Raw genomic sequence first — 11,706 nt, 5'->3', positions numbered from 1 at the left:
AAATGCGGCGTTTTTTATTATTTCAAAGCGTATTTAGTGTCTTGGTTCTGTTCGTAAACCTAGGAGTAAACTCACACACATTAATAGCAATACAAAGGTAAACGGCAAGCCCGTAGATACGGCGCCGGCTTGTAAGGCCTCGATTGCTTGTGTGCCACCAATCCAAACAAGTGCAGCTGCAATTGCACCCTCGATTGTAGCCCAGAAAATACGTTGTGGCACTGGCGCGTCAACTTTACCACCAGCGGTGATTGAGTCGATTACTAATGAACCTGAGTCAGATGACGTAATAAAGAACACCAGTACTAGCACAATTGCAATGAATGAAAGCACTTGCGACATTGGCAGGGCTTCAAACATTTGGAACATAGCTAGTGGTACATCAGTTAAGCCTTTTTCACCTAGTACACCCACTTTATCAATCACTTGTTCAATAGCGATACCACCATAAATTGACATCCAGAAGATAGTCACAACAGTAGGAACAAGTAATACAGCAATTAAGAACTCACGGATTGTGCGGCCTTCAGATACGCGTGCAATGAACATACCTACGAACGGTGACCATGAAATCCACCAAGCCCAGTAGAATACAGTCCAGCCATGCATCCATGTTTCATCTTCACGACCATGAGGATTACTCAGTGGAATAATGTTTTCAACATAACCCATTACTGTATTAGGAAGGTTGCCAAATGCTGCAGAAAACCCAACAAGTGCAACAAATACGAGTAATACAAAAGCGATAAGCATGTTTACGTTACTAAGCAGTTTTACACCGCCGTCGATACCGCGAACAACAGAAATAACAGCTAGTAACGTCACACCAATAATAACGCCTATTTCTAAGCCAATTCCGCTATCAGTACCAAATACGTGATTAATACCAGCAGCGGCTTGTTGTGCGCCTAAACCAAGAGATGTTGCAAGGCCAAATAGAGTGGCAAGTACAGCTAGGATATCAATAAGGTGGCCAGGCCAGCCCCACGCTTTGTCACCTAAAATTGGGTAAAAAATTGAACGAATAGATAACGGCAAACCTTTGTTATAGCAAAAGAATGCGAGTGAAAGCGAAACAACCGCGTAAATTGCCCAAGGGTGTAAACCCCAGTGGAACATAGTTGCACCCATTGCCAGTTTAGCGGCTTCCGGCGTGTTTGCTTCAACACCAAGTGGTGTTTCGTACCAACCTGTAAAGTAGGCGACAGGTTCTGCGACGCCCCAAAACATTAAGCCTATACCCATACCTGCAGCAAATAACATTGCAAGCCAAGAAATACGTGAATGAGTTGGACGTGCTTCTTTACCCCCAAGGCGGATATTACCGTATGGTGAAACAATTAACGCTAAGCAAAACAATACGAATAAGTTTGCTGACCACATAAAAAAGCCATCAAAGTTATTAATAATGTCGTTTTTAATTCCATTCAGAGTTGTTTTTGCTGTTTCAGCATCTGAAATAAGTGTTGCCACTAAGAATAGGGCAATTAATCCAGCACTAATGCCAAATACAGGGTTGTGCACATCAAAACCCCATTTTTGTACATTGTCCTGTCCGACAGTGTAGTCGGTATTGTCGATACTGTACTTGTCATGATGTTCGCTCATGAATACCTCTTGTTGTGATTATATTTAGCAGAGAGCTAAACGGCCGGTTGGCACTAGCTTGGCTATTACTATTTTTACGTATCAAACCCAAAAATAGTTTGTAGACGAACTAAATTTGTACCAAAGTTTAGTCTTTAGTGTAGGAGCTCGAAAAAAAATGTAAATGGTTTTGTCCCTAAACAGCCGAATAAATGCAGTTTTTTACGTTTTTTGTTGGAATTGTGAACAAATTAGGCAGCGAAAGGAATAATTTGATGACAGTATTATTTCAAAGCAAATTATTTCAATTGAGAGGAAAGTGCTGCAAACACAGGGCTTGCAGCACAAAGTTACTACTTTTTGTAAGCGTCGTTATGAACGCCAGCAGCACGACCTGAAGGGTCAGCATTGTTCTGGAATGATGCATCCCAAGCTAGTGCTTCAGGAGTAGAACAAGCAACAGATTTGCCATGCGGAACACATTTTGCAGCTGCATCACCAGGGAAGTGCTCTTCAAAAATACTACGATAGAAATACGCTTCTTTAGAATCAGGCGTATTGATCGGGTATTTGTATTTTGCATTAGCAAGGTCTTGATCGCTAACTTGTTCGTTCACATACTCTTTTAACGTATCAATCCAGTTATAGCCTACACCATCAGAGAACTGCTCTTTTTGGCGCCAAAGCACGTCGTCTGGCAGGTAGCCGTCGAACGCTTCACGAATAATGTGTTTTTCGATTTTACCGTCTTTACACATTTTCGCTTCTGGGTTGATACGCATTGCTACGTCTACAAATTCTTTATCTAAGAATGGCACTCGCGCTTCAACGCCCCATGCTGCCATTGATTTATTCGCACGTAAGCAATCGAACATATGTAGTTTAGAGACTTTACGGTTAAGCTCTTCATGGAACTCTTGCGCATTTGGTGCTTTGTGGAAATAAAGGTAACCACCAAATAGCTCATCAGCTCCTTCGCCCGACAACACCATTTTAATACCCATGGCTTTAATTTGGCGCGCCATTAAGTACATCGGCGTTGAGGCACGAATAGTTGTTACATCGTACGTTTCAATGTGATAAATCACTTCACGTAGGGCATCAATACCTTCTTGAATGGTGAAGTGAATAGGGTGGTGAACCGTACCAATCATATCAGCTACTTTTTGTGCAGCTGCTAAATCGGGTGAACCCTCAAGACCCACAGAGAATGAATGCAGTTTTGGCCACCATGCATCAGACTCATCATTATCTTCGATACGTTTTGCAGCAAAACGTTGTGTGATAGCTGAAATTACCGATGAATCTAAACCGCCTGATAATAGAACACCGTAAGGTACGTCACACATTAATTGACGTTTAACAGCAGCTTCTAAGCCTTCTTTAACATCGCTTGATTTAGCTTCGTTGTCTTTTACTGCGTCATAGCTTTGCCAATCGCGGCTGTAATACTTACGAAGTTGACCATCTTTGCTCCACAAGAAATGACCCGGAGGGAATTCTTCAATATGTTTACAAATTGGCGATAATGCTTTTAATTCTGAGGCAACATAAAAGTTACCATGTTCATCATGACCCGTATAAAGCGGAATAATCCCGATATGGTCACGACCAATTAAGTAGGCATCTTGCTCTTCGTCGTATAAACAAAACGCGAAAATACCATTTAAATCGTCTAAAAACTCAGGGCCTTTTTGCTTATATAAAGCTAAAATAACTTCACAGTCAGACTGAGTTTGAAAAGTAAAATCAGTTTCTAAGCTGGCAGCGAGCTCTTTGTGGTTATAAATTTCACCGTTAACAGCAAGAATATTTGTACGCTCAGGGTTGTACAAAGGCTGTGCACCACTCGATACGCCAACAATCGCTAGACGTTCGTGGACTAAAATAGCTTTATCTGATGAATACACGCCAGACCAGTCTGGCCCGCGGTGCCTTAATAGTTTTGACATCTCAATTGCTTGGCTACGCAATTGAGCGGGATCAGATTTAATATCTAATACCCCAAAAATTGAACACATAGTGACTCCTCATTCCAAATATGTGCGCAGTTAACAGAATTTATATAACTGCGAATGTTTGTTTTAACAGAAATAATTACCTAAGTCACACAGGTTTTTTAATTAATTGAGAATAAAATATGCACCTGCGCTAACCTCTTTGCACCAGTATGGGGTAAGTGGTTAAAGGGTGAGCGGTTTAAATGCTTGATTTGTTCAAATTGGATGATAATGAGTCTGGAATAAAGGCTTTTGTTACTAAATTTTCTGCACAGCTTTGGTGCAAAGGAATGTATAGGGTTTTTACCTTTTTAAATGTATAGACAAGCTTTAAAGCAATGCGAGCAAAGACTTTCTTTGCTCGCTTTTTAAACACCAATAAATTAACGCTATTTATTAATATAGTTTAGTGCTATCGCAAGTTGATTTAAGTGCGCAGTGAGTTTTTCTTGTGCTGCATGGGCTTCTTTAAGTGTAACAAACTTAAAGTGAAGGAAATCACCGGGTTTTAATTGTGCAAAGTGACGAAGATCGGCTTCGATCACGGTACCGAGCAATGGGTAACCACCCGTTGTTTGCGCATCGTTTAATAGCACTATGGGTTCACCATTTGGCGGAAGCTGAATACAGCCAGGAGCGACAGCCATAGAGGGTAATGAAACATCATGGCTGATATCACACTCATCACTTAATAGCCGTGTGCCCATGCGGTTACTATTTGGTGATACATGCCATGAATGATTTATAAAGTTAACGATGGTGTCTTTTGGTAACAGTGCTGCATGTGGTGCGGCATGAATACGAATTTGTGTACTTTTAGGTGGTAGCATAGCGCCTAAGCCAATTTTGGTATTGTACCTTGGCGTTATATCAAAACTATCGCCAGCCTGTAGTGCTTGACCGGTCAAGCCACCAAAACCTGCTAATATATCTGTTGAGTAAGAATCTAAAATTGGCTCAGGTAAATGCCACTCGCCGCCAATCGCAAGGTAACTTCTAAAACCATGACGCGCCGCATTAAACTTTAATACATCGCCTTTTTTTATGTAAAAGCTCCAGCCTGGTTCAACAGCATTGCCATTCACTGTGGCTTTCATATCTGTACCGTGCAGTGCAATGTAGTAATCGTTATCGAACTGAATTTCGGCAAGACCCAAAGTGATTTCAATAACGGGGTTGTTGTCGTCGTTGCCGACTAAACGGTTTGTAATAACTTGAGCATAAGGGTCAATGCACCCTGATTGTCCAATGCCTAAATGGCGAGATCCTGTGCGGCCTTGATCTTGTATAGACATTTGCATACCAGGTTTGATGATAGTGATCATTTTAACACCTCCTGAATAACAAACTCTAAAGTATCACCGGGTTCGATAGCACAAGGCGAGGCTGCATTGATATCAAATAGACGAAAATCTGTATGACCAATAATTTGCCAGCCTCCAGGGGAGCTTTCAGGGTAAATACCGGTTTGATTGCCGCCAATAGCAACAGATCCTTTTGGAACAGAGAGCCTTGGTTCAGCATGTCGAGGTGTGAAAAGTTGTGGATTTAAACCATCTAAATAAGCAAAACCGGGTTTAAAGCCTAAAAAAAGCACGTGGTATTTGGCACTGCTGTGCATTTGAGCAACATCATCAACAGACAGATTATGATGTTTAGCAACATGTGCTATATCAGGCCCATATTCACCACCATAACGAGTCGCAAGTTTATGATGACGTGAGTTAAAGTCAGTAGCTTTAAGTTCGTGCCATTGTTCAAGTAATCGTGGCAGCCAACCAGCAAGTTGAGCGGGCTCTTTCAGGTAAAGTGTTAAATTATTATTGGCAGGGACTACATCAACAAAGTCATCACTGCTTTGGCAATATTGTGCTAATGCCCATATTTTCTTTTGCGTAGTGAGTATGTCGCTTGCTGTTTCATAGGCATCAAAAAAGATGCTATGCGTAGTGAGCGCCATAATTTTAGGTGTACTTTTGGTCGTCGTCATTGCGTATCAATCTTATTATTATCCCTTAATGCTTATTAGCATATAGGCTGTTTGTTGATGATGTAAATGTGTCTTTAGTGTTAATTAGAAAAACTCAAGACAATCAAGTGGCTATAATAGTTTATAACCACTTGATAAAGTGCAATGTCTAATTACTGTGCGTTATTTAGTAACCAATTAGACAGTAAACGTACGCCATAGCCTGTACCGCCTTCAGCTAGTTCATCTTTTGCTTTAGAGTTTAGCGCGTTACCTGCAATATCAATGTGAACCCAACGTGTGTCACCGGCAAAGTTTTGTAAGAAACTCGCTGCTGTAGTAGCACCTGGGCCATGTGAACCGATGTTTTTAAGATCAGCAATGTCTGACTTTAATGCATCTTCATAACCTAGAGGTAAACGCCATAGGTTTTCATTTACTTGCTTACCCGCAATAGTTAGTTGCTCAACAAGAGTATCATCATCAGAGAAAACCGCCGCGTATTCATTACCTACAGCACGAATTTTAGACCCGGTTAGGGTCGCAACATCAACCATAATACTTGGTTTGTATTTGTCACGGGCATACCACATTGCATCACTCAGTACTAAGCGACCTTCAGCATCTGTATTAACAATTTCAACACTTAAACCTTCGGCTGTTCTTACAACATCGCCAGGCGCAACAGCAAATTGCGATACCATATTGGCAGCCATGCCCATTACAGCAACAACGTTTGTGTCGGCTTTAGCAAGTGCCATTGCTTTAACAGTACCCAGTACTGCAGCTGCCCCTGCCATGTCTGATTTCATGCGGGCAATTGACGCGCCTGTTTTAAGGCTGTAGCCACCTGAATCAAAGGTAATACCTTTACCCACTAACGCGATAGGGGTGTTTTTATTACCTTGATAATGAGCAACCACTAAACGTGCACCTTCTTCGCTACCACGACCAACTGCTTCAAGTGCACCCATGCCTAGCTTTTTAATTTGCTTAGGTTCTAAAACTGTAATTTTAACACCTAACTTTTTAAGCTCTTTTGCCGCTTTAGCAAAATCAACCGGTGTCATTTCTGTTGCAACTTCAGAGGTTAAGTCACGTGCTAAAAATACACCTTGTTCAATGCTTTGTAGTAATTTATGGGTTTTGACCGCTTGGTCTAAATTTTCAACATCTAATGTGTAGTTAACAACGTGGCTGTCTTGTTCTTTTTTGTATTGCTCAAAACGGTGGTCACGTAAATTTGCGCCATGTGCAAATTCTGCTGCATATTTAGCATTGATTGCGCTGTCTTTAAGCTCTGAAAAATCAAGGCTAACATTTGCTTGTTTAGCCGACTGCAATTTAGCGTGAACGTTACCACCTAGTTTTGCCATTTTTGCTGCATCTAGTTTTGGCTGCTCTCCTAAGCCAACAAGTAAGATGCGTTGATGGTCGCTACCGTTTGGTGCGATAACTTCTAACGTTTTTCCATAACCTGCTTTAAAGTCGCTAAATTCAATGACTTTATTTAGGTGAGTTTGGGTTTCTGGCTTTAAATAATTAAAATTAGCAACTTGGCTATCTGTATCTAAAAATAAAACTAGTGTGTTGTCGTTCGGTTTAATTGATTTTGCAAAAGTGAACTCTGCGGCATTCACTTGCGTAGCAAGTGTTAATCCTAATGCAATAGCAGATAAGCTGTGTGCAATTTTCATTTTTTAATATCCCAATGTTAAAAAGCTGTGTTTTACCGTAAATAAGGTTAAGAGTTAAATTGTTAGCGGTGAATCGCTGTTTGCATGCGTTTAAGTTGAAATTATTAATACCTACACGCGGTCTGTCTTAAATACTGGCTTTTAAGAGGAAATTAGTATGACAATTAAGTCGATGTTACTGACACTATTTACTTGCAGTGCCATTTTTACCACCAGCCCAATTAAAGCTGAAACAATGCCAGATAACGCAACAGGGCATATTGAAACCATTGTGCTAGGTTCAGGTTGTTTTTGGGGAGCAGAAAAACGTTACGAAGCACTTGATGGCGTGTTGGATGCGGTATCTGGCTATGCCGATGGGCATGGTTTTAAAGCGACCTACAAGAACATAACACGTAGCTCGCGACGCTTTGATAAAAACAATTTTGCAGAAGTTGTTAAAGTGACATACAACAGCAACGAGTTAACAACACAATCACTGTTAATGCATTATTTTGAAAATCATGATCCAACCCAGCTAAATCGCCAAGGTAATGATATTGGCACTCAATACCGCTCAACAATTTTGGTAAGTAATAATGAGCAACTCGAGGTTGCTAATACACTTAAAGATGAATACCAAAGTAAATTAACCGCAGCAGGCTACGGCAAGATTGTGACTGTAATAAAACCGCTTGATGTATTTTATGCTGCTGAGGATTATCATCAAGACTATTTAAAGAAAAACCCCAATGGCTATTGCCCTGATCATTCAACGGGCGTTGTATTCACACCAGTCGAAAAACAGCAGGTTGATAACACAGCCTTATTGGCAGGTAAGCAAATTGTAGTGATAGATGCTAAAGGTTATTGCCCATACTGTGAAAAGTTTAAAAAAGAGGTCGCTAATGAGTACATGGGGACAATTCCTATGACTTTCCGTCATGCTGATCAACTTGACGGTTTAACGATTAAAACGCCGACTTGGGCAACACCCACGTTATTATTTATAGAAAATGGCGAAGAGGTTTATGGTCGCCAAGGCTATGTCAGTAAAGGTGAGTTTTACAAAGCCTTAGGCGCATTTAAACTGGGGGACAGTGAAGCCTTTAGAGTTGCATTTCATGCCAGAACTGACAGCCCATTTTGTAAGCAGTACGATATCTTTAAAAATACACCCGACGGTATTTTTATTGATAAGCTAAGTGGAGCGCCGCTTTTTGATACCCGAGATAGATTTAACTCAGGCACTGGCTGGCTTTCATTTACACATCCAGTTAAAGACAGTGTAACTATGCATGAAGACAACAGTTATGGCATGCAGCGTATTGAGCTTAAATCAAAAAGCTCTGGTATTCATTTAGGGCATTTGTTCCCTGGTGAAGGGCCAAGAGGTAAAGACAGGTACTGCATTAATGCAACAGTGCTTGATTTTGTGCCAAGAGATGAAACTTAATAAGTTAGAACTTATTTATAGCCAGCTTTCAGAGCTGGCTTTTATATTAAAAGCTACCTCATACAATTCTTTATTAACATAAAGTTTATATTTCAATTAATAACAATAAAATATTATTTTAAATATAGATTTCAATCATACCTTCTTATTTTTATAAGCTATTGACTAGTTAATTTAAACCATAAATTACCAGTTATATGAAAAGTCTGATCGTACCTTATATAAAAACAGTTTAGAATGCGGTATGAATACAATAGTTCATTTCATGGAGGGTAAATGAATAAACAGCAATTAAATGATATTTCGTTACAAAAAATTTGGATTGGTGAGCTTAAGGATATTGATTTTTTAGTTTACGGACACGAATTCACAGTATTTAACGACGTAGAGCACTTTTTTTCCGCTTTTGAAGCTCAATCTCATTTTCCACTTATTGTTTTTGCTGACGACATTGTAAACCAAGGCGAAGCGCTCAAGAAAATCCGTAAGCACGAACTGTTATGGCAAAGCTGTATTTTGGTAAATACGCCTTGTTATTTATCAGAAGCTCTTGCAAATGGTCTTTTTAATAAACAAAGTGATGATTTTTATAACTCCGTAATAACGCGCGCAACTAGTTTAAATCTAAGTCTTAATTTAGTCGACTCAGCTTTAACTAAGCTTTTGTCTTTTATGTGGATTTATAAAGATAATAGCTTGTTACCTGTTCATGATTTAAGCATTAATAGTGTTTATTATTATCCGCTTTTAGAGTGTTTCGGGGTTAACACTAAAGATGCGATGTCATGGTTGTCGAGTATCCATAGAAGAAAACTCTTACAGACAGATAAGTTAATCGACCGTGTTCGCTACTGTAGACACTGCCAATCAGGGCACTTAAATTATGTTGATTCATGCCCAAGTTGTCAAAGTATTGATATTGCCAGTGTATCTAGTTTGCACTGTTTTAACTGTGGTCATGTAAATGGCGAATCTAAATTTAAAGAGGGTATCGGGCTAAGCTGCCCTAATTGCCATACAAAATTGAGACACATTGGCGTTGACTATGATCGCCCAATAGAAAACCAGAAATGTAACCAATGCCATACTAGCTTTGTAGATGCTGACGTTATTGCTAAATGCTTCCACTGTCAGACCAGTAATCAAGTTGATGAGTTAATAGTACAGAACATTCATAGTTACAACATATCAATGGAAGGTAAAAGTTTAATTAGACTTGGTGAGCGTTTTGACAATTTTAATTTAACCAGCACTGACTCTATTAACTATTCACATTTCGAATGGGTGGTTAAGTGGCAAAACCAACTTGCCGTAAGGCACCAGCAAACACACTCAATAGTTAAGATAGAGTTAAAAAACCTCGCGCAATTTATTGCAGAAAATGGTGAAGCACGTGCTATTCAATTAATAGACGAATTTGAGAGCAGAATTAACGAGAGTATCAGGACCACGGATATTTGCTGTTTAGCAGGAGAGCATACATTACTTTTAATGTTACCTAATACAACAATTGAACATTTATCCTTTGTTTATCAAAAATTAAAAGGGATTTCTTTACTCAATAAAAATAGCGACTTCTCACTTTCGATTAAAGGCATTCCACTTCCATCAAAAGAAATGCCAGATGAAATAGGTGTTTGGCTTGAGCAACAATTTGCAGCTCAGCAGGAGAGTGTTTTATGAGTACGCTCAGCACTTTAATACATATTACTGAACAAATTATTTTTTATGTACAAAGTAATATATTAGTTCTAGTGAAATTTATTCCTTTATACCTTATCTATGAGTTGCCGCTATTTTTAATAATCACGTTTGGCATAATTAAATGGACTAGAGAAAAGACACGTATAAACAATACTAAATTATTTTATTTACCAAAAGTTAGCTGTGTTATTACTTGTTATGCAGAAGGGGATGCAGTTAAAGAAACCATTCACTCACTCGTTGAACAAACTTACCCAGGTAAAATTGAAATTATTGCTGTAATAGATGGTGCTGTTCAAAATAACCACACTTACCATGTAGCTAAAGAATGTAAGCAGTTATTTAAACGCAAAAATCGTGAGATTGTTTTATTGCCAAAATGGCAGCGGGGAGGGCGAGTTTCAACTTTAAACGCAGGCTTATCCTATGCTAAAGGTGAAATTATCGTCAATGTTGATGCGGATACTTCATTTGACAATGATATGATGGCAAATTTAGTCAGGTTATTTGAAGACCCTAATGTACCTGCTGTGGGAGGTGCTTTAAGAGTTCGTAATGTGAATAAAACTTTATGGACTAGAATGCAAGCAATCGAATACTTAATATCGATGCAGGGTGGTAAAACTGGCTTAGCTCAATGTAATTTAATTAACAACATTTCAGGTGCATTTGGTGCATTTAGACGTGATTTCTTAAAACAAATAGGAGGTTGGGATACTCATACTGCAGAAGACTTAGATCTAACAGTTCGTATCAAACAGTATTTTAAACGCTACCCTAATTTAAAAATACCTTACGCTACGGCGTCGATTGCACATACAGACGCACCTCAATCATTTAAAGAGCTTGTCTTGCAAAGATTACGTTGGGACGGGGACTTGCTGTTTTTATATTTGCGTAAACATTGGCCAGCTTTTTCTCCTAAGCTTTTAGGCTGGAAGAATTTTTTGTTTACACTTTTTTATGGTTACTTGCAAAACGTTATGTTGCCATTTGTCATTTTTGTGTATTTTGTTGGGGTTGCTATTATTTATCCTTGGCAATTCTCACTAGCATTAATATTCGTCATTTATGCCTTATACCTTCTAACTATCGGCTATTTTTATTTGTTAGTTTTAGTTAGTGTTTCAGAAAGGCCTAAGCAAGATTTTACACTATTCCTCTGGTTACCTCTCTATCCCATCTATGCATTTATAATGCGCCTAATATGTTGCTTTGCGCTGGTTAACGAAGTATTCCGGCGGTCGCATGAAGAGTCTAGTATGGCACCTTGGTGGGTGCTTAAACGTGGTCAAAAATTTTAGATTAAGGGAA

Annotated in this window: 8 protein-coding genes; 3 read left to right on the top strand and 5 right to left on the bottom strand. The window is 39.2% G+C overall.

Going from position 1 to position 11,706, the window contains the following annotated elements; genetic code table 11:
- Positions 1 to 33: 33 nt before the first annotated feature.
- The 5 genes from IMPJCBKJ_RS10485 to IMPJCBKJ_RS10465 form a co-directional block, all read right to left on the bottom strand.
- Positions 34 to 1,608: a BCCT family transporter gene (locus tag IMPJCBKJ_RS10485; protein ID WP_054553779.1), complete on the bottom strand. Its 1,575-nt coding sequence runs from the start codon at positions 1,606 to 1,608 to the stop codon at positions 34 to 36.
- Positions 1,609 to 1,940: 332 nt separating this feature from the next.
- Positions 1,941 to 3,608: an asparagine synthase B gene (gene asnB / locus IMPJCBKJ_RS10480; protein ID WP_138619474.1), complete on the bottom strand. Its 1,668-nt coding sequence runs from the start codon at positions 3,606 to 3,608 to the stop codon at positions 1,941 to 1,943.
- 368 nt (positions 3,609 to 3,976) lie between these two features.
- The gene (locus IMPJCBKJ_RS10475; RefSeq protein ID WP_166340199.1) at positions 3,977 to 4,912 is read right to left on the bottom strand and encodes a biotin-dependent carboxyltransferase family protein; all 936 of its coding nucleotides are present in this window, start codon (positions 4,910 to 4,912) and stop codon (positions 3,977 to 3,979) included.
- Positions 4,909 to 5,577: a 5-oxoprolinase subunit PxpB gene (pxpB, locus tag IMPJCBKJ_RS10470; RefSeq protein WP_054553782.1), complete on the bottom strand. Its 669-nt coding sequence runs from the start codon at positions 5,575 to 5,577 to the stop codon at positions 4,909 to 4,911. Before pxpB ends, IMPJCBKJ_RS10475 begins: the two co-directional genes overlap by 4 nt.
- A gap of 152 nt (positions 5,578 to 5,729) precedes the next feature.
- Positions 5,730 to 7,253 (bottom strand): leucyl aminopeptidase, encoded by a 1,524-nt coding sequence (locus tag IMPJCBKJ_RS10465; RefSeq protein WP_166340197.1) that lies wholly within the window; start codon positions 7,251 to 7,253, stop codon positions 5,730 to 5,732.
- A 157-nt stretch (positions 7,254 to 7,410) separates the two neighbouring features.
- On the opposite strand from IMPJCBKJ_RS10465, the gene msrA reads away from it, so the two are divergent.
- From msrA to IMPJCBKJ_RS10450, 3 genes are all read left to right on the top strand, one after another.
- Entirely contained in the window at positions 7,411 to 8,688 is a 1,278-nt protein-coding gene (gene msrA / locus IMPJCBKJ_RS10460) for a peptide-methionine (S)-S-oxide reductase MsrA (RefSeq protein WP_166340195.1), read from the top strand.
- Between the two features lie 276 nt (positions 8,689 to 8,964).
- Positions 8,965 to 10,371, top strand: coding sequence for a hypothetical protein (locus tag IMPJCBKJ_RS10455; RefSeq protein ID WP_166340193.1), 1,407 nt, complete (start codon positions 8,965 to 8,967; stop codon positions 10,369 to 10,371).
- Positions 10,368 to 11,696: a glycosyltransferase gene (locus IMPJCBKJ_RS10450; protein WP_166340191.1), complete on the top strand. Its 1,329-nt coding sequence runs from the start codon at positions 10,368 to 10,370 to the stop codon at positions 11,694 to 11,696. Before IMPJCBKJ_RS10455 ends, IMPJCBKJ_RS10450 begins: the two co-directional genes overlap by 4 nt.
- The last annotated feature ends 10 nt before the right edge of the window (positions 11,697 to 11,706 follow it).

Source organism: Pseudoalteromonas sp. MB47 (assembly GCF_011319765.1).
GTDB classification, from domain to species: Bacteria; Pseudomonadota; Gammaproteobacteria; order Enterobacterales; family Alteromonadaceae; genus Pseudoalteromonas; species Pseudoalteromonas simplex.
The sequence above is the reverse complement of the archived record's forward strand: the minus strand, read 5'-3'. Positions and strand labels throughout refer to the sequence as shown.